Below are 21361 nucleotides of genomic sequence, written 5' to 3' on the forward strand. Positions count from 1 at the left end.
TTATTTGAATAAAGCGATATCAATATCATAATAAATGCTCTTATATTCTTCAAACTGAATACCAAATTCTCCTAAATTTCCGAGTTTCAGAACATCTCTCAGTTGTCCTATTTTGTAGTGGCTTGTATCTGATTTTTCGTAGATATATAATGTGTCATTTATTTTTATTTTGTTATAGTACCTGTAAGAAATATTGTTACCTAAAACATTGTATTGCATGTAATTGAATTTATTTTGATAATTGAAAAATAAGTTTTTTAATTCTTTAAAAGATATTTTCTGTAAGAATTTATCAGATAGATTAAATAGTATTTTATTATGTCGGGTCTCGAATTCCAATGTTGGAAATTTATACAGGCTATCATTTATCGTATAATACTCGTAGGTCATAATCGTATCATTATATACATAGCGTTTTTGAGTTTTCCAAATAGGTGTATTCAAGTCTGTTTGGGACATTGGAATTTCTCGTTTCATTTCACTATACCAATAATTCCCTTCATTCGTGTAAATACGAGTAAAACTTTTATCTTTCTCAATTCCCAATATTGAGACATAAAGAGAGTCTTTATGTCTTTTGAGAAATATATAGGGACCTTTGTCTTTTTTTATATCATAATATTGAGTCCCTTTTAATGAATATTCATCCAAAGAATAAAATGTATTTTTCTCCTTTTTACAGGATGAGCAAAGTAGTAGAATGATAAGCGTGAAATATTTCATATAACTTGTGTTTATTTGATTGGGAAACCTATTTCTCTATATATGATTTTTTTGAGAGATTTTGATAAATTGAATGTCATTCCGTTTTTTAAAACGAAAAACCGATCAATATATACTTCTGATAATAGTTTGTTATCATTCCAAATTTCCATTTTAATTCGTATGTCTAAAGAAGTACAAGGTTTAAAGATCCTCAAGTTATTAAGTTCAAATATGATTTGGGCTATATCTTTTTTATCAGATATTTTTTTTGTTTTGATTTCTTCTTTAAAGGTCGATTCAAACTCTGTATTGGAAATTGTATAAGCGAAATCAGTGTTAGGATCGACATAGGAAATATCAATGTGGCTCACTTTTTGACAAAAACAAGAAAATGAGATCAATAAATGAGATATTAATAGTAGTATTTTCATGATGTTTTTATTTAGGCTTAGCAATGACGTTAATTTCAAATTTGGATTTGGTTGATATAGGAGATTTTGTATAATATCTTATTCCTTCATGATCTATACGAGTTATTTCTCCTTTTTTTATTTCTCCATGTTTTAATGCTGTTTCTTGTTCACTACCTGTTATTACTCTTTTTTCTTCTTTATTTTTATATCTTATATCACTACTCTTTAAATCTTCTCTTTTTTGTATGGGATGAATATATTCTTGTAAAGCATGATCTGCTTCGTGATTAAGGACTGTTGCAGGAGAAATGATAATATTATTATTTGTGAGTACTCCCAAATTAGGATCCCATTCTATTGTATTAGTTTTAGGGTTGAAACTTGATTGTCCTTTTTTTTCGGAAATATAAATAATTTCAGGTCTATCATTTATTGCTTTTATAATTCCACTTGATCCCATTCTATTCATAAATTGGATAGTTAAACTAAATTTAGTTTTGAAATTTTCTGAAACTCCGTTGGCATATAATAGTTTCATCCCGTCCGGATCGATATAATTTACCGGATCTCCGCCACAATAAATATAAGGACTTAGATCATAAAATTCTTCGGTTTTGGGGTCGGGAGTGGTAAATCGGACAGTCAGGCGGGGATCATACCAACGTGCAGAATAATCGTACCAACCTAATCCGTGCATGGTTTCGTGCTCTTTCCCGTTATACCGTTTACGGTCATCGGTTTGCGGTTCAAGTCCGTCGATATCCCCGTGCATGGCTCCTTCGGGATAGTAATCGTAGTTATAACATAGCCGGTTGCCGTTCAGCACGGCACGTATATTCCCCTGATGGTCGTGAATATACTGGTAAAAAGTATATTCAGGTTCGCTACCGTTTCCTTTACCGACTTTTATATAACCGTCGGGTATATATATTTTGCTTAATGCTCCGTTCTCATATAGATAATTCCCGCAATAGTCGGTACTGTCGGTATATTGCATATCGTTTTCTGAAACGGGCATCGTATTTCCTACAGGAACAAAAAGGTTGTGAGCCGAAGTTCCGTAACGGGCCTTTAATTTCCGACCGACGGCATCATACGAGAAACCGATGTTCAGACCTTTCTCTTTGAAAGAGATATTATTCGGCAAATTGAGAATATTATAATCGATGTTATCTATACTCCGGTTTTTGTCCTGTACCAGATTGCCATTGTTGTCATAAAAGAATTCCGTTTCTTCCTCTACCATATTTCCGATATTTATATCGTATATGCTGTCGGGTTGTTGTACCGATTTGAGTTGATTCCCGTTATGGGTAAAAGTCAGGTGGTTTATATACCCGTATTTATCTACCCAAGCCTGTGATCCGTCATCATACGTGAATAACTCTTTCCCGATTATGCCTTTTCGTTCGAGATGCGTAATATTGCCGTTTCTGTCATGTGTATAAGATGTCGAGTAGAAATTCAAAGAGTCTGGAGTAAAACCGGCTGATGTCAGCCAGCCTCTATTGTTATAGGAAAAACCGTAACTTTGTTTTTCGGGGCGGGATGCAGAAGTCCATGCTATGGAAGATATGTTTTTGTATCGGTATCCTATTTTTTCTGAAAAATAGGGTGCTGCGTTTAATGTATCTATTCGGTTTATGATATCATAATGGTAATTTATGCTGACATTGTCTGTCAGTTCTTTGTTTTTTACTTGTCCCAGTTCGTCATAAGTTATTCGGTTTATCTGCTTTTCGGCAAGATTATCGATTTGCAGTTTTATTCCGGTCGGTCGTTCTGCATTGTCATATGTATAGGTATAAACCTCTTTTACCGGGTTATTTAAAATAGAGGAAGAATGTGATTTTTCTATTCTTACGGGTTTTCCGGTAAAAGAATATTCTGTGTTTGTAATATCGTAACCGGTTAAGTGATTATTAGACCGGGTCTGTATTTCACGACCTTTCCGGTCATAATAATGTACGGTGACTTTATTGGGAACAGATTTGTCGAAAGAGGCGACAATGCTGCCTGTAAGCAACCCTTGACTGTCGGTGTGGATTTTATCTCCGGTAGTTTGCGAATCGTAAGCCAATCGGTTGCTATGTGAGTCTGTCAGTTTGAGAAAATTGTAATTATCGTAATAGTTTATCGTCAGAATGTTTAGGTCGCCTATCGGACACTCGTTGCTGTATCCTCCGTATTCTCCGGAATTTCCTGTAAATATTTCCGATACTAACATGTCTGCATACACAGTTCGCAGTTCGGTTACACTCCGGTTGTCGGTTAAAGTTCCCGTTAAGAGAGGACGTGATAAATTGTCGTATTTGACAAAGCTCCATTCGTTTCGTTCGCGCTGGTTTCCGTCTTGAGTCAATATAGGGCGGTCGGCTTTGTCATATATAATGTATATAGGTTCGACACCGGGCAGTTTTTTCTTGATCATCCGGTTTCGGTGGTCATATTCATAAATATAGGCATATAGATCGAGAGGATTTCCGGTAGAGAGGGTATATTCCGTACCGGTCATTTTTTCGACGGCAAGAGGAGGAAGTACATATCTTAGGTTTCCGTACTGGTCATATATGAAATAGGTGTCATAATTTCCCTGAAAGATATCCGGGTATCGAATAAGTACGGTTCTTCCCGTTTTATCCGTGAAATTGTAAGTTTCTGTCAGATTATCGAAAACGTTTTTATTCAATAAAAGATTGGCATCATAAGTCCCGCTCTTTTTAATTCCGTTATTTGTTATTTCGTATTTATTGACTGTTTCATCAGGAAGCCATAGCCCGTTTAAGGTATAATCTTCACTGTATCTGCCTAAATCTTTGGGATACTTTATCAAATGGCAATGGCCTAATGGAGTATCGTCATAAATTTTTTCCGTATATGGTTCTTCTTCATTGTGGAATGATTGAGCAACAGAAACAAATCCCTGAAAGTAAGCTCCATTATTAGAGGGAACAGGCGTTTTTACCCATTCTTTGACAGCATTTCCCATATTGTCGTATTCTATGGTGGAGATTAAATCCGCTCCCGAAGGGGATATGTTCTTTTCTATGTTTTGAATGATCCTTCCGAGTCCGTCGAAATATTGTATATTGGTTAAGGAATTATCGCTTGTAATGTGTATAGATTCAAGATCTTTGCTCTCTTTTGTCATTATAACGGAAGTTATCGCATTTTTCCCGGTGTAGTTTATCGGAAAATTTATCTCGGGACTCTCGTCCATCGACGGTATATTCTCATCAGACGGATTGAGATCGAAATAAAGAGACAGAGGCGATACTTGTCCGTTTTTGAAAAATGAGGCAAAAAATTTGCTGGAACCGTTTTTTACTAAATTATTGCAGCGTTGTACAGATCGACATGAATTGATATCGGAAGAGGTGTTGAGAGAGAATAAAACAGAGTCTTTCTTCATATCTATCTGGTCGACACATTTGTCTTTCCAGTCATACAATTTGATATCCGGAACTTTATCGGTCATTAAGAACGTATTTCGGTATGTGACTATACGCTTTTCGTTTTCTTTCAATTGTGGAAATATATCTGTTATCTGAAACTGATTATCTTGTCGATATACACTGAGGAGCATCCCTTTGGGGGGAATGATCAGGGTGTCGGGGAACTGAAATTCTTCGTTTAAGAATTCAGACTTTACTTTCCAGTCTTTCATTTCGATCGGTCTTTCCGTCGGATTATAGAATTCGATAAACTGTCCTTGATTATTTGCCGCAATTGAAGACGGTATACTGTGAAAAATTTCTGTAATTAACAGGTAGTCATCAGGATAAGAGAACCCGAAATCTACTTTAACCGTTCCCTTGTTGGTAATGTCTTTTTCCAGAATTAAATAGTAATCCCCTTCTTTTAGAATGATTCTGAGGTTATTCGTATTTTTGAAAAATATTTGTCTCAATGTGTCATTGTATATATACATGTTTACAGCTTGGCTGGTCTTTATGGAAACAGGGACTCCTTCACCTCTGTCTATATTGATTTTGAATTTGGCATCTTTCAATCCGTTATTGTTGTAATCACTGTTACAAGCATCGAATAAAATAGTTTTGTTGTCATAGCGACTTATGTATATCGGGTTATACGTAGGTGGAGTGTTTTGAGTATAATACCCGTAAAGGTAAATGTTTATGAACCCGTCATAAATGTCCGGTTCATTACTTTCTGCAACTATGTAGTAAGTTCCGGGATTTAAGACTTGGTCGAAAGTATTTGTTTCCGTAAATATCGGATTTTCAATGTTATTCTCGGAGTATGCCCGGATACATGTATTTTTATTTGTGGAAGATTCGGTTATAAAGTCTGTTTCGAGATGTATTTTCATAGGGATATTGCCTGAAATATTTATTTTATAAACAATATCTCCGCAATCAGGGTTCGTTCCGGGAAATGTACTGGTATAATTATAGGTATTGTATTGTTTCGAGGAGAAGAGTCCCTCTTTTATCTCTTCGATGTAAATCGGTTGTTCATATCCGTTTATTCCGTCTTGCGGACGAAAACTTTCGGCTCGTGCTGCTGCCGTTATCGGATAAGGGGCGATCTGCGTATCTATATATAACCGTATTTTGTACGGGTAATATGCTTCTAAGATACCGGTTATCTCCGGAGCGTAACAGGTACGGCTCATTTCACTTGTCGCAATCACTTCATCTCCTTTTCGTATCTCTATTCGTGTAATGGCATAATCGGTAGAACCGCACATGTCGATTTTGACACCCATTCGCCGGTTGGCCGTAACGGCTATTTCGGTGATATTGTCGAAAGGATCTTCGTTGATGGTATATACCCCTTGACAAATTTCTCCGTAGTTATTGAATGTATAGGATGCTATATCGATCGATATTCCGTATTGTACGGATAGAAAAAATGTAATGACACCTAAAATACATCGTTTCATGGCATGATACTTTAAAATAAAACAGAGGTTGTATGTTTTTAGAGACTTTTTAAAACAGTCCGTTTTTCTATATAATTCCCGAAAATTAAATGTATATGATATTCTCCGGGTTGGTATTCTTGCATATCGATTTGTCTTGCATGATTTCCGGTGAGTAATGTTTCTTGCGATGTTATTTTTATTAGTCTGAATCCGGAATCATATAGATATACCTGAACCGGAGTTTCTTTTTTTAAGTGATATTCGATTTTTAAGAAATCTTTGACCGGTTGAGGATAAAGTCTGATGTTTTCGACCCATTCGTTATATCCGGGATCTTTCTCTTTTGATGCTGTTATACTATCTGCCAGCGCTTTGTCAAAGGCCATTTCTTGTAATTCTTTTTCATTTATCGGGTCTGGATTCATATTTGCATTTTCTTCCGGAGGGAAGTAGAAAGATGAGTAATATATGTTTTTGCGAGAAGGGTGTATGATTTGAGTTTGTATTGTTTCGAATACAGGATACCGATACCCTTTGGCAAACCATGTATAAGTTTGTTTTTGTATAGAATATTTGCTGGTATCGGTTTGTTGTAAAATCGTTTTATTATGTAAACGTAAAACTGATAATGTATCGCCTTCCGGAGTTATTAGTTTTCCGAAAGCATCCGCTGTCGTTTCTGAATTTCCCGAAATATGCAATGGTAACTTTCCGCAATAATTACCTTTTGCTGCGAGTGGGGAATTGATACTGTCTTTATAATTGAACGGATAGATCAATTTCAATTCCGGTAAAGTGTAAATCATGCGGGTCGTACCGTTTACATATTTGTCGAGAAACAGTGAATCGCGTGTAATCCTGTAATAATAAGAGGTATTATGGGCGTTTTCTACATAACCGGCTGTATCGGTTTCATTTTCCCGGTATCTGATTCTGTAATTATCATCCACGATTTTTAAATTACTATAATCCCATAGAATATTTTCACCTGAATTTCCCGGATCTTTATATTCTACTTGCCATTTTAAAAGCCTGTCACCCCATCGGCATTTATTATGGCTGAGTTTGATGGTAGGAGTTTGAGCGAATAGAGATGTTGCAAATCCTACAATAATAAACAGTACGATTTTTTTCATGGCAGATTTTATTATATAATTGTCCGTTAATAGTGTGTATATATAGGCTTGAATAGTGAATATCTGATATTTATTATACAACTATTTAGCAAATATAATCAAAAAAATAAGAATTGATATGGAAATTGTGTGAAAAAAATCAACTAAAAAAGTGTAAAAACTACTCTTATAATAATTTTTACACTTTTTAGTCTATTTAAATTCATGCGAATTTTTTTTATTGGAGAATATTATTAAGTCACTTTTGTGTCTTCTTCGGGTTTATAACGATGTGGCGGTATCGGTACAGTTTCCCTCTAAAGAGGGAAGCTGAATGTTCATGTGGATTTCTCTCAAAACTAATCCTAGTAAAATTTAAACAGGCTCTTAAGTTATGACACAAAAATAAAAGGGAAGACTTTATCGGTTATTTAAGTCTATTTAAATGGTAATTAAAAACGGCTTAATATGGAGTTGTTGCTGAAATTTGTGAGGCAGATGAACCTTTTTTAATTTTAATGATTAGGGAAATATAATGCTTAAATATAAAAATCGGTGCAGTTTATTTCGATATACGATATTCTGAACTGCACCGATTTTTATGAAATGATTATTTATTTAAAATAACCTACCGGATGATTTAAAAAAGGAGTCTGATCTCCCGTAAGTTTCAAAGCCTTTTTTAATGCTGCTTTATCCATACTTCCGCGTGGAACGGTTGCCATACCTGTTCCTGCACAAAATAGCGATATATTTTGAGATACTATTCCGGCATCCATTGCTCCCCAGTCACTGCTTGTATCAGATACTAAAATGAGACATACCGGCGCTTTCAGAGGTCTTACGTCTCCGGAGCTGACAGGTTCGAGTGTATTCTTTTGAGGATTATATAAATAGCTCCCGTCTGCTGTACAAACATATACTTTTATATCTTGTTTGTTCATTGCCGATGGAGCTGTTCTTTTTCCCGATTCAGGTCGGTTGATACCGTTGGCTGCCCAGCAAAGATCTGAAAGATCCTTAAGACTCAGATCTTTCGTAGAGAATTCCCGAGTAGATTTTCTGTTTTTTAGTGCTGTCATTACGGCATCTCCTCGTTGCGTGTCCGGGTCGTTCAGTTGTATTGTTTTTAGTTCTTTAGCTTGAGCGCATCCACAAGCTATGATTCCGCAAACCGTGATAGATAATAATAGATTTTTCATTGTGAAGTGTTTTTAAAGAAATTCTAATTGTTTATTTATGAATAAAATTTCGTCATTCGATAAATGCACGTTGACAGCTCGGGCATTGGAGATTGCCTGTTCTTTGTTACGAGCTCCGGCTAAAGCAATAGTAATGCCCGGGTGATCAATTGTCCAGCGTAGTACAAGTTGAGAAAGGGTAATGCCTTTTTCATCGGCAATCGGTTTTATTTTCGCTAAAAAAGCGTTGGTCCTGATAATACTGTTATCTGTGAAATACGGATTATTTTTTCGATGGTCTCCTTTTTTAAAGTTTTGTCCCGGTGTCATTTTTCCTGTCAATAATCCTCGTTCCATAGGACTATAAGCAATTACCGATTTTTCGTTTCGGATGCAGAATGGAATGATTTTGTCTTCACTTCCTCGATTTACCATGCTGAAAGGAATTTGGTCAGATATTATATTTACAGCCTTATCAGCTTCTTCGATCTGTTCGGGAGTGTAATTGCATACTCCGGCATACCGGATTTTTCCTTGTTCAATGAGACGGGCTACAGCTTCGAACGTTTCCGATATAGGGGTCGTTATATCTGCCCAATGTATTTGATAGAGATCTATATAGTCGGTTTTTAATCGTTTCAGGCTATTTTCACATTCTTGTATGATACTCTCTTTCCCGGCATATTTATAGATATCTATATCTTTCCCCTGATTATTTTGGCTGTGGACATAGAAATTCCCTTTATTCAAGTCCCAGCGTAATCCGAATTTTGTCAGTATCTGTATTTTATCGCGGGGAATGTCTTGTAATGCCTCTCCGACAATCTCTTCACTTTCTCCTTGTCCGTATATCGGGGCAGTATCGAAAGAGGTCATGCCTTCGGTGTATGCTGCACGTATAGCTTCAATAGCATCGTTTCGGTCTGTTTGTCCCCACATCCAGCCTCCTGCAGCCCATGCGCCGAAAGCGATAGCTGACAGATTAAGTTCCGAATGTTGCAGTTTTCTGTATTCCATAATATATCTGATTTTATAAATGTATGATATATTGATAACAAAATTAAAAGAAGTAAGATTGTTTCCGATATTATTTATCGAATAAAATAGTGAGGTTTTACATAATTTATGATTTGAAAGCGAGGTGTAATTCTCTGAAACAGAAAACAAACATTCTTGTAATATGTAGGAAATATAACTATTGTTCTTTTGTTAAAGTAAAATTAAAATTATTCTATGACAAGAACAAAAGTCTCTACAGTGATTCTGTCAGATGTACATATCGGATCAGAACATTCAAAAGTGAAAGAGTTGACTTCTTTCCTGAAAAATATCGATTGTGATAAACTTATTTTGAACGGAGATATTCTGGATGGGTGGAAGTTGCAGAGAAATCCCTTCGGACGCTGGAAACGTTCTTATACGGAACTTATAAAAGTTATTATGAAAATGATGGAAAAGCACGGGACAAAAGTTATTTATGTTCGGGGAAATCATGATGACTTTTTAGACAAGATACTGCCTTTGTCGCTTTCATCCGTTTCATTGGTAAAAGATTATGTGCATATATCTCACGGAAGACGTTATTACGTAACGCACGGAGATGTTTTCGATAATATCAGTACACATTTGGTTTGGTTGGCTAAACTTGGAGATTATGGTTATTCAGCTCTATTGTGGATAAATAGGATATTGAATAATTATCGACGGAAACAGGGAAAACCTTATTATTCTTTTTCACAGTCTGTCAAACACAAGGTAAAATCTGCCGTATCTTATATTTCAGATTTTGAGAAGGAACTGACATCACTTGCAGCAGCCCGTCATTTCGATGGAATTATTTGCGGACATATTCATCAGCCGGCAGATACATGGTATGGAAACATTCATTATCTCAATTCTGGTGACTGGGTAGAATCTCTTAGCGCTTTGATCGAGCATATAGATGGTACGTGGGAGATATACCGTTATGAAGAATGTTTACTTAAAAATGAAGTATTCGGTGAAAGTGCCTGATAAACTGTTTATTATTTTTTTTGTTATGTGGATTAGAATCTAAAAATATATGAAGTATCTGTTTATTATACAAGGTGAGGGTCGGGGGCATTTTACTCAAGCGTTGGTAATGCAGGAGCGGATGCGAATGAGAGGAGATGAAATTACGGCTTTTTTGGTCGGGAAAAGCTCTGCAAGACAGTTACCCGATTATTTCCTAAATCAGGCAACAGCACCGGTTATTCAATTCGATAGTCCTAATTTTTTGCCGACAGCGCAAAATAAGCGTCCCGGATTATGGAAAAGTGTGTTTTATAACTTGTTGAAATTACCTGTTTTTATTTCAAATATGAATTTTATTCGGAAACAGATAAAACTATATGAGCCGGACATCGTGCTTAATTTTTATGAGTTGTTGACCGGATTGACTTACTTATTCATGCCTCCTTCGATTCCGATGGTTTGTATCGGACACCAATATATGTTTCTACATCGAAAATTTCGTTTTCCGAAAAAATCTCCTGTCGAGCTTTTCTTTTTGAGATTTTTCACTCGGCTTACCAGTATGGGAGCTGATCGAAGGTTGGCTTTGTCTTTTTATCCTATGGGAGATGATATTTCTCGTCACATTGTTGTCGTCCCTCCGTTGTTACGTTCCGAAGTCACCCGTTTAGAGCCTGTTAAAGGCGATTATATATTGGGTTATATGTTGAATAGCGGTTATCTCTCCGAAATAAGCAAATGGCATGAACATAATCCTGAAGAGACATTGCATTTTTTCTGGGATAAAAAAGATGCAGCCGAAAGGTTGGACATATCCTCTACATTCTCTCTGTTTCGGATCGACGACAAGTCTTTCCTGAAACAAATGGCCGGTTGTAAAGCTTATTCCACTACGGCCGGATTCGAATCGGTGTGCGAAGCGCTCTATTTACAGAAGCCTGTGTTAATGGTACCTGCGCATATAGAACAGGAATGCAATGCTTTTGATGCCTTGCGTGCTGGAGCAGGTATCGTGTCCGATAATTTCGATTTGAGCGCATTATTGCAGTCTGTTGCGATTTATAAACCCAATACCCTGTTTCGAAGATGGGTCGCTAATGCCGACACGCTTATTTTTTCTGAATTAAAAGATGTTTATTTATCTCATAAATACCCTGAACGAAAAGGGCTGATTTGGAATTATCATGCTTAATTTTTATGATCTTCGACAGTTGTCGAAGATAGTTTGAATATAGAAAAAATTTGCTTCAATTCTGTGTAGCTTCGTTCTATTGTATTAAATTTGCACTCAATTTTTGGGGAGCATTCTGAGAAATATTCATAAATCTTGAAGATTGTCGAACAATTGTTTCAATCTGTCTGTATATTTCTTTAGGATAAAATAATTTATAAGTAGAGAGGAGTACATGAAAAAAGTTCATATTATATCCCTTGGAGACACGTATATGTTCCGTTTAGCTGTTGCTTTACGTGAAAAAGGATATAGTGTCAGTTGTTCTGGAGCGGATATTATGGGAGCTGAAGCTGATATTTTGAGGGAGAAAGATATCCTGTTGGCCGATTTACAGCCGATAAGCGATCCTTTTAAAGAAAAGGTCGATTTTGTCGTTTCTCCGTTGCAGTCGGTTTCTGATCATCCGGAACTTATTCGTGCAAAGGAATCCGGGTTATTGATCCTTTCTGTTCCGGAACTTGTGTTAAGAATGGCAAAAGATAAGATACGTTTGGTTTTTTGTAATCCTCGGCATCCGAACAGAATTATGAGTATGGTTCTGAAAGCCTTTCGTAAGCAAAACATGCGTTGCGATTACGTTGCGTTGAATGAGATTCCGGGTCAGGATAAACAAATCTCTCTAAGCTATGATGCGCGAATCTCATTATTGGAAGGTGACGCTTTTCTTGAAGAGAAGCCATTGGCTCACCAGCAATATAAACCGCATATATTGATTATGTCCGATTTATTGTGGCATCCTACAAAAATGCATGCTACTTTCGAATCTTATGTCGATTTTTGGAGAGATATGGTTTCTTCGATCGAACGGGACGGGAAATTTATATATAACCAGAATATTCCTTTACTTCAGGATTTGGCAGATACGGTCAGGGAGGATATAACAGCTGTTCCTTATCTACCGCATCCTATTGTAAGAACCGGCGATAATATCGAGTTAGAAACCCGTTATGGACGAGTACCTGTAACACTGTCTGATGAAGAATTGTTGGGTGATATTAATGCTGCCCGTTTAGCTTGTCGTCATTTAGGGGTGAATGATAAAGAATTTTATGCGATTTTTGAATGTATATTCAGAAATTGTTAAAAATAAATTGTTTATTTGTCCTCCGGATAAATTTTAAAATATGATTATAGCCAGCCAAAAAAGGAAAGAAAATATAGCTGAGTATTTGCTCTATATGTGGCAGATCGAAGATATTATCCGAGCATATAAACTGGATATTGATACTATTGATGAACAGATCGTCTCGAAGTATGATGTTCCGGATGATAAAAAGAAGGAAATTCGAGAGTGGTATGAAAGCCTTATCGATATGATGAGGCGTGAAGGGATAGTGGAAAGCGGACATCTTCAGCTGAATAAAAATGTTATTATCGACCTTACCGATCTGCATCAGGCTTTGTTAAAATCTCCGAAAGAACCGTTTTATGGGGCGACATTTTTTAAAACGCTCCCTTATATTGTTGAGTTGAGGGCAAAAACAGGGGACGAACCGGTCGGTGAAATAGAGACTTGTTTTAATGCGCTTTATGGAATCTTAATGCTTCGGTTACAGAAAAAGGAAATTTCTGAACAGACACAGGCTGCAATGAAACAAATATCGACTTTTTTAGCATTATTGTCTGAAAAATATAAACAAGAAAAAGCCGGAGATCTGGAATTGTAAAATTTAAAGGTAAACATCGCATGGCAAAGATTTTAGTAACCGGTGCTAACGGTCAGTTAGGTAATGAAATGCGCTGTCTGGCGGAAGAGGATAAAAAAAATACTTTTCTGTTTACGGATATACAAGATTTGGATATTACCGATTTGGAAGCCGTAATGAAATATGTCGCAGGTCATGGCATCGAAGTTATAGTCAATTGTGCAGCTTATACTGCAGTAGATAAAGCAGAAGATAATGAGGAAATTTGTCGGAAGATTAATGCTTTGGCAGTGGCGAATCTTGCAAAGGCTGCTGCAATGAATCGGGCTAAAGTTATTCATGTTTCTACAGACTATGTGTATAGCGGAGTACATTATAAGCCATATTCGGAGAGTGACGAAACAGCTCCATGTTCAGTATATGGAGTGACTAAACTTGAAGGAGAGCGGTTATTGTTCGATAATTGTCTTGATGCTGTTGTGTTACGGACTTCTTGGCTATATTCGGCTTACGGCAATAATTTTGTGAAAACGATGATTCGACTTGGAAAAGAACGGGAGAAATTAAGTGTCGTATTTGACCAAATCGGTACACCTACTTATGCCGGAGATTTGGCAAAGGCGATAATGGTTATTATCGATAATAAGACGTTTATTCCCGGTATCTATAACTTTTCGAATGAAGGGGTGTGTAGCTGGTATGATTTTACTAAAGCGATACACCGTATTGCCGGGATTACGACTTGTGAAGTGTCGCCGATAGAAGGAAGCGAATATCCGGCAAAAGCGGCACGACCTTTTTATAGCGTGATGAATAAGAGAAAAATAAAAGAGACATATCCGGTTTCCATACCATACTGGGAAAACAGTCTTGTAAAATGTATTAATTTATTAATGAAATAATTATTGTAAAGTGGCTACGATAACCGAAGAGATACAAAAAAGAAGGACATTTGCTATTATCAGTCATCCGGATGCCGGAAAAACTACATTGACCGAAAAATTATTATTATTCGGAGGTGCGATTCATGTAGCCGGCGCTGTAAAATCGAATAAGATCAAGAAAACTGCGACTTCGGACTGGATGGAAATAGAAAAGCAGAGGGGAATTTCGGTTGCGACCTCGGTGATGGGGTTTAATTATGGAGATTATAAAATAAATATTTTGGATACTCCCGGTCATCAAGACTTTGCAGAAGATACTTACCGCACGTTGACAGCTGTGGATAGCGTGATTATCGTTGTAGATGCGGCAAAGGGAGTTGAGATGCAGACCCGTAAGTTGATGGAAGTGTGTCGCATGCGCAATACTCCTGTAATCGTGTTTGTAAATAAATTAGACCGGGAAGGGCAAGATCCTTTCGATTTGCTTGATGAACTGGAGTCGGAACTTAAAATAGGCGTGCGTCCGTTAAGTTGGCCTATCAATATGGGACAGCGGTTTAAAGGGGTGTATAATATATATGAAGAAGGATTAAATCTTTATACTCCGAGTAAACAGGTAGTTACCGAATCTGTAGAATTCAGGGATATCAATAATCCTGAGTTAGAAAAATATATCGGTTCGGAAGATGCCTCCAAACTCAGAGCCGATTTGGAACTGATAGAGGGAGTATATCCTGAATTCGATGTTTCCGATTATTTAAAAGGCAATATAGCACCTGTATTCTTTGGGTCGGCATTAAATAATTTCGGAGTAAAAGAATTGTTAGATTGTTTTGTGAAAATAGCACCTTCTCCCAGACCGGTACAAGCTGTAGAACGTATAGTTTGTCCTGAAGAGGCGAATTTTTCAGGGTTTGTTTTTAAGATACATGCTAATATGGACCCCAACCATCGGAGTTGTATCGCCTTTGTAAAAGTCTGTTCCGGAAAATTTGAACGGAATGCAAACTATAAACATGTGCGAAATGGTAAATTTATGAAATTCTCCAGTCCGACAGCTTTTATGGCACAGCGGAAATCTACGGTCGATGAAGCTTATCCGGGAGATATTGTCGGATTGCCGGATACCGGAAACTTTAAAATCGGAGATACTTTGACAGCAGGAGAGGAGTTGCATTTTAAAGGATTGCCGAGTTTTTCTCCTGAAATGTTCAAGTATATAGAAAATACTGACCCGATGAAGACAAAACAGCTGAATAAAGGAATAGATCAATTGATGGATGAAGGTGTAGCCCAGTTATTCGTCAATCAGTTTAATGGGCGAAAAATTATCGGGACAGTAGGACAATTGCAGTTTGAGGTGATTCAATATCGTTTATTACACGAATATGGGGCGCAATGTAAATGGGAACCTATCAGCCTTTATAAAGCTTGTTGGATAGAGAGCGATGATGTTGAAGCTTTAGAGAATTTCAAAAAACGGAAATATCAGTTTATGGCAAAAGATAAAGAAGACAGAGATGTATTTCTTGCAGATTCTAATTATGTATTGCAAATGGCGCAGACAGATTTTCCGAAAATAAAGTTCCATTTTACTTCAGAATTTTAAAAAATATTTTGTGATGATGAAAAAGCAGAAAACACTATAAGAAATAAAGTAGAAGTTTTCTGCTTTTGTTATATATCGGAATATTACTTAAAAGGCGACAGTTATTAATTTATAGTTAAAAAAGATATGAATCATTTAGATCCGCTGATTTCAGATTTAGCTTTGATTCTTATGCTGGCGGGCATAACGACCTTGCTCTTCAAATGGATGAAGCAACCGGTCGTTTTAGGTTATATTGTTACCGGTTTTTTGGCAGGACCGCATTTCTCGTTTTTTCCTACTGTAACCGATATTGCGAATATCGATATTTGGGCGGAAATAGGAATTATCGTTTTGCTGTTTTCTTTGGGATTAGAATTCAGTTTTCGGAAGTTGGTCAATGTCGGAGGTTCTGCGGTAATAACGGCATTAGTGATAGTTGTCGGAATGATGCTGTTGGGATATGCTGCCGGACGTCTATTGCATTTCACATATTTAGATAGTCTTTTTTTGGGAGGAATGTTGTCGATGTCATCTACGACAATTATCATCAAGGCATTTACCGATTTGAATATGCGAAAACAGCAGTTCACTACAATTGTGTTCGGTGTGTTGATTGTAGAAGATATGTTTGCCGTTTTAATGATGGTGCTTCTTTCATCCATTGCCGTAAATAATGAACTGGAAGGTTCGGAACTTATTTATAGTATATTGAAGTTGGCATTTTTCCTGATAACATGGTTCTTGATAGGTATTTTTGTTTTACCTACTTTCTTGAAAAAAGCGAGACGTTTTCTTAACTCCGAAACTTTATTAGTCGTTTCTATGGGATTGTGTTTGGGAATGGTAGTATTAGCGTCCTATGTGGGTTTTTCTTCTGCTTTAGGAGCTTTTGTCATGGGGTCTATTTTAGCCGGTACAAATGAGGCTGAACGAATTGAAAAAGTAGTGCAGCCGGTTAAAGATCTGTTTGGTGCTGTGTTTTTTATTTCTGTCGGGATGCTTGTCAGTCCAGAAGCTTTGGTACAGTATGCTATTCCTATTATTATTCTTTCATTGGTGGTAATTGCCGGACAAATATTTTTCGGTACAAGCGGAATGTTGATCTCTGGTCAACCGTTGAAAATTGCCGTAAAATCGGGATTCAGTCTTTCCCAGATCGGAGAGTTCGCTTTCATTATCGCGACTTTGGGAATGTCTCTGAAAGTGATCGATGGATTCTTATATCCGATCGTCGTTGCCGTATCGGTTATAACGACTTTTACAACTCCTTATTTTATAAAACTTTCTGATCCGGCAGCGAATTGGGTAGAGAAACATTTACCGGAAAAATTGAATTTTATCCTTGAGAGATATAGTGCCAATGCTTCGGCAGTACAACCTGAGAACACATGGAAGCGAGTATTGGGAGTTTACTTAGGGAAGATAGCTCTTTACTCGACTATTCTTGTCGGAATTATTTTGCTTTCACTTACTTGGTTTTTACCTTTAATGAAAGAACTGATTCCCTCCGTATGGGGAAATTATATCGGAGTAGGGGTTACGCTCTTGGTGATGCTGCCTTTTCTTTGGGCGTTGACTATGAAACGAATAAATAGCCGGAAATTACTTACTTTAGAAGAAAATAAACGGGCAAATCAAGTTCCTCTTTTCTTTATGGTTATATTCCGATTTTTTATAGGTTTGGGTTTTGTGGTTTATTTTTTGTCTATCGCTTATTCACAACGTACCGGAGTTTTGCTGGGAGTGGTTTTGTTTGTAGTGGTTATGCTATTGATGTCTAAAAGATTACAACGGCAAATCGTTTCTCTTGAAGGAAAATTTATGGATAATCTAAATGAGCGGGAATTGCGTCGTACAGGTAAGAAAAATAATTTGGTACGTAACATGCATTTAGCCCACATGGAGGTGAATGGGGAATGTGCGTTTATTGGAAAACGTTTGGAGGACGCAAACATCCGTAAAGAATTTGGTGTAAATATCGTAAGTATAAAAAGAGGATTAAAGCGAATAAATATTCCGAAAGGAGATAGCCGCCTTTTCCCGGGAGATATTGTGAGTGTGATTGGAACAGATGAACAGATACAGAAATTTCTCGATGCTGTAGAACCGGAAGAGATTTCTGCAGATGAAACAGAAAACGAAGAACATTTTGAACTCGAACGGATAATTATTCCGAAAAATTCTCCGTTAATTGGAAAAACGATTGCTCAATCGGGAATCAGAGAAAAAGATTCTTGCCTTGTTGTCGGAGTAGAACGTGTGGATGGTACATTTTTAGCCCCGACCGGAAATATCGTTTTGAAAGAGACGGATATGTTGTGGATTGTGGGGACAAAAACCCGGATTGGAGCATTGCTGAAATAATAGTAGTTGCGTATTTACCTCTTTATGATTACATTTGTATCACGAAAAATATAATAATTTATATACTCACTTTATGCAGGAAAAAATTATAATTCTTGATTTCGGTTCACAAACGACTCAGCTTATAGGACGGCGTGTGCGAGAACTGGATACTTACTGCGAGATTCTTCCGTATAATAAATTCCCCGAAGACGATCAGAATATAAAAGGGGTGATTCTTTCGGGCAGTCCGTTTTCTGTTTATGATAAGAATGCCTTTAAGGTCGATCTGAGCCGAATATGGGGGAAGTGTCCTATTTTAGGAATTTGTTATGGTGCTCAGTTTATGGCATATAACAATGGTGGAAAAGTAGAACCGGCAGGAAGCCGGGAATACGGACGGGCACATTTATCCTCTTTTTCTAAGGAAAATAAGTTATTCAAAGGAATAAAAGAAAATACGCAGGTTTGGATGTCTCATGGCGATACGATAACCTCGATTCCTTCAAATTTTAAAATAATAGCTTCTACCGACGAGGTAAAAATTGCGGCTTATCAGGTAGAGAACGAAAATATATGGGGCGTACAATTTCATCCGGAAGTCTATCATACCGAAGAAGGGACACAATTGCTTCGTAATTTTGTCGTAGAAATTTGCGGTTGTAAACAAGACTGGTCTCCCTCGTCTTTTATTGAAACTACAGTGGCACAGTTAAGAGAACAGTTGAAAGATGATAAAGTAATTCTCGCTCTTTCTGGGGGAGTAGATTCTTCTGTTGCTGCAGTTTTATTAAATAAAGCGATTGGCAAGAATCTTACTTGTATTTTTGTGGATCACGGTATGCTTCGGAAAAATGAATTCGAAAATGTGATGCGTGATTATGAGCATCTCGGATTAAATGTGATAGGAGTGAATGCACATGATAAGTTTTTCGGAGAATTGGCAGGCGTGACAGAACCCGAACGTAAAAGAAAAATCATCGGAAAAGGATTTATCGATGTTTTCGATGAAGAAGCTCATAAAATAAAAGATGTGAAGTGGTTGGCTCAAGGCACGATTTATCCGGATTGTATCGAATCTCTTTCGATAACGGGAACAGTGATAAAGAGTCATCACAATGTCGGTGGGCTTCCCGAGAAAATGAATCTGAAATTGTGTGAACCTCTACGTTTATTGTTTAAAGATGAAGTTCGTCGGGTTGGTAGAGAATTGGGAATGATGGAACATTTGATTACACGACATCCTTTCCCGGGACCCGGTTTGGCCGTTCGTATTTTGGGAGATATTACACCCGAAAAAGTTTCGATTTTACAAAATGCCGATGATATTTTTATTCGCGGACTTCGTGAGTGGGGATTATATGATAAAGTTTGGCAAGCAGGAGTTGTATTGCTTCCGGTGCAGTCGGTTGGTGTGATGGGAGATGAACGAACCTATGAGCGAGCTGTCGCTTTACGAGCCGTGACATCTACAGATGCAATGACTGCCGATTGGGCAAAACTTCCGTATGATTTCCTTGCTAAAATATCGAATGAGATTATCAATAAAGTAAAAGGAGTGAACCGTGTCGTTTATGACATTAGTTCTAAACCGCCTGCCACGATCGAGTGGGAGTAAAGATGATAACAGGCTATCTGACGAATGAAAACTGACTGGAAGAATATAAAGGTGGCTTGATAATATTTCTTTATCAGAAAATTTAAATAGGCTTTTAAAAACAATGTATCCTTTATTGTTTAATAGAGGATACATTGTTTTTTATATAATATTTAATAGCAATGTTATATCGAATATTGAGATAAACATTTCTGTGTTTTATATTGTTGTTTTTATCGGATCGTTCAAAAAAGATCTGGTAAAAATTACAATTATGGAGAAAATATTTAGAATCTGTTTTATTACGGTTTTATTGGGGCTGTTTATGCCTGTTCATGCACAGAAAAAAAAGATGTCCCCATTGTTTAATGATGATTTTATTATACTTACAGGGAAAAACGGACCGAGTTATAAAGACATTGTTAATATATTTAGAGAAACAAGGTCTTTACATTTTCAAGATCCGGATGCTCCGCGTTTCCTTTTAGTAGATCAAAAGCATCAGATGGCTTTAGGTATCGGAGGATATGTTAGACTTACTACATCGTATGATTTTCGAGGGATTTCGGACAATGTAGATTTTGTACCTTATGATATTCCTACGCCGGCAAATCCTGCCGAGAAGAGCCAATATCAAATGGATGCTTCGACATCACGTATCTTTTTGAAATTGGTGGGAAACAATAAAGCTTTAGGAAAATTTTCCGCTTATATCGAAACTGATTTTCGAGGCGATCATCATACTTTAAGATTGCGTCAGGCATACGTGTCGATGCGAGGATTTTTGTTGGGACAGTCTTGGAGTACTTTTTCCGATCTGGCATCTATTCCTCCGACGATTGATTTTGAAGGGCCTAATGCCAATACAACTTTGAGAAATGTTCAAGTAAGATATACCTATGATATAAATAAACATTGGCAGGTGGCTATTGCAGCGGAAAATCCGAATCCGGATATTACTTATGGGGCTTATTCCCGAAGTATCAAGCAGCGTATGCCGGACATTCCAGCTTATATACAATATAATTGGGGAGCCTCGAGCCATATTCGTGCAACCGGATTATTTCGGGGATTGAGTTATCGAAACATGGTTACGGAAAAGAATCGGACGTTGGTGGGATGGGGTGCTCAATTGAGTGGCTTGGCAACCTTGTTTCCGGGTTTTACGTTCTATTATCAGGGAACGTACGGAAAAGGTATTTCCCAGTATATCGATGATTTAGATAGCAACAATTCAGATCTTGTTCCTGATCCGTGTTCTGAAGGGCGTTTGCAAACTTTACCGGTTTTTGCTTTTTTAGGCGGAGTGAAATATGCTTTTACATCCAAATGTTTTGCTTCGGCATCTTATAGTCAGGTGCGTTTATATTCCCGGCATGGTTATTATGATGCAGAAGGTTATAAATATGGTCAATATGCTGTCGGAAACGTATTTTGGAATGTGACACCCAATTGCCAGTTGGGAATAGAATATTTGTATGGCCGTCGTATGAGTATGGATAAAAGTAGCGGCCATGCAAACCGTATTCAGGCAATGGTGCAATACAATTTTTGATAATGTTTATCTTTCATGATTCTTCAGATATATTAATATCCATAAAAAACAGCTTTGGAAAAAACTCTCCAAAGCTGTTTTTTATGGATATTATTGGTTAATAAGACTCTATTTATTATCTTTGCCGCAAAGGGATTATTATTTTGTTTTTTAATTACAGGTCGTTTAGCATTTCTTAGGGATTGTTTTGCTAATATCTGATCTGATAATA

At 37.0% G+C, this 21361-nt stretch carries 15 protein-coding genes; 9 read left to right on the forward strand and 6 right to left on the reverse strand.

The features are described from left to right. The 6 genes from Q0093_RS06865 to Q0093_RS06890 form a co-directional block, all read right to left on the reverse strand. Entirely contained in the window at window positions 1-723 is a 723-nt protein-coding gene (locus Q0093_RS06865; RefSeq protein WP_297929223.1) for a hypothetical protein, read from the reverse strand. Window positions 724-734: 11 nt separating this feature from the next. Then, complete coding sequence (locus Q0093_RS06870) at window positions 735-1136, reverse strand: hypothetical protein (protein ID WP_297929225.1); 402 nt, start codon at window positions 1134-1136, stop codon at window positions 735-737. Window positions 1137-1143: 7 nt separating this feature from the next. Beyond that, entirely contained in the window at window positions 1144-6027 is a 4884-nt protein-coding gene (locus Q0093_RS06875; protein ID WP_297929226.1) for a DUF6443 domain-containing protein, read from the reverse strand. Window positions 6028-6065: 38 nt separating this feature from the next. After that, window positions 6066-7145 (reverse strand): hypothetical protein, encoded by a 1080-nt coding sequence (locus Q0093_RS06880; protein ID WP_297929228.1) that lies wholly within the window; start codon window positions 7143-7145, stop codon window positions 6066-6068. 593 nt (window positions 7146-7738) lie between these two features. Then, a complete protein-coding gene (locus Q0093_RS06885; RefSeq protein WP_297929230.1) occupies window positions 7739-8326 on the reverse strand; it encodes a SagB/ThcOx family dehydrogenase in 588 nt (195 codons plus the stop codon). 12 nt (window positions 8327-8338) lie between these two features. After that, window positions 8339-9322: an aldo/keto reductase gene (locus Q0093_RS06890; protein WP_297929232.1), complete on the reverse strand. Its 984-nt coding sequence runs from the start codon at window positions 9320-9322 to the stop codon at window positions 8339-8341. Window positions 9323-9538: 216 nt separating this feature from the next. Here Q0093_RS06890 and Q0093_RS06895 point away from each other — a divergent pair, with 216 nt between their 5' ends. The 9 genes from Q0093_RS06895 to Q0093_RS06935 all read left to right on the forward strand — a co-directional run bounded on the left by Q0093_RS06895 (window position 9539) and on the right by Q0093_RS06935 (window position 21150). After that, window positions 9539-10318, forward strand: a complete 780-nt coding sequence (locus Q0093_RS06895; RefSeq protein WP_297929234.1) for a UDP-2,3-diacylglucosamine diphosphatase — start codon at window positions 9539-9541, stop codon at window positions 10316-10318. A 49-nt stretch (window positions 10319-10367) separates the two neighbouring features. Continuing rightward, window positions 10368-11492 (forward strand): glycosyltransferase family protein, encoded by a 1125-nt coding sequence (locus tag Q0093_RS06900; RefSeq protein ID WP_294179471.1) that lies wholly within the window; start codon window positions 10368-10370, stop codon window positions 11490-11492. A 214-nt stretch (window positions 11493-11706) separates the two neighbouring features. Then, window positions 11707-12618, forward strand: coding sequence for a UDP-N-acetylmuramate--alanine ligase (locus Q0093_RS06905; RefSeq protein ID WP_297929236.1), 912 nt, complete (start codon window positions 11707-11709; stop codon window positions 12616-12618). 40 nt (window positions 12619-12658) lie between these two features. Beyond that, on the forward strand, window positions 12659-13201 hold the full coding sequence (locus Q0093_RS06910) for a DUF4924 family protein (protein ID WP_297929237.1): 543 nt from the start codon (window positions 12659-12661) through the stop codon (window positions 13199-13201). Between the two features lie 20 nt (window positions 13202-13221). Then, entirely contained in the window at window positions 13222-14082 is an 861-nt protein-coding gene (gene rfbD / locus Q0093_RS06915) for a dTDP-4-dehydrorhamnose reductase (RefSeq protein WP_297929238.1), read from the forward strand. A gap of 10 nt (window positions 14083-14092) precedes the next feature. Next, entirely contained in the window at window positions 14093-15673 is a 1581-nt protein-coding gene (locus Q0093_RS06920) for a peptide chain release factor 3 (RefSeq protein WP_294179463.1), read from the forward strand. A gap of 126 nt (window positions 15674-15799) precedes the next feature. Continuing rightward, window positions 15800-18019, forward strand: a complete 2220-nt coding sequence (locus tag Q0093_RS06925; RefSeq protein WP_297929239.1) for a cation:proton antiporter — start codon at window positions 15800-15802, stop codon at window positions 18017-18019. Window positions 18020-18092: 73 nt separating this feature from the next. Beyond that, complete coding sequence (guaA, locus tag Q0093_RS06930; RefSeq protein ID WP_297929241.1) at window positions 18093-19616, forward strand: glutamine-hydrolyzing GMP synthase; 1524 nt, start codon at window positions 18093-18095, stop codon at window positions 19614-19616. Between the two features lie 253 nt (window positions 19617-19869). Continuing rightward, window positions 19870-21150, forward strand: coding sequence for a DcaP family trimeric outer membrane transporter (locus tag Q0093_RS06935; RefSeq protein ID WP_297929243.1), 1281 nt, complete (start codon window positions 19870-19872; stop codon window positions 21148-21150). Window positions 21151-21361 lie beyond the last annotated feature (211 nt).

Source organism: uncultured Coprobacter sp., from assembly GCF_947855755.1.
In the GTDB taxonomy this organism is placed as follows: Bacteria; Bacteroidota; Bacteroidia; order Bacteroidales; family Coprobacteraceae; genus Coprobacter.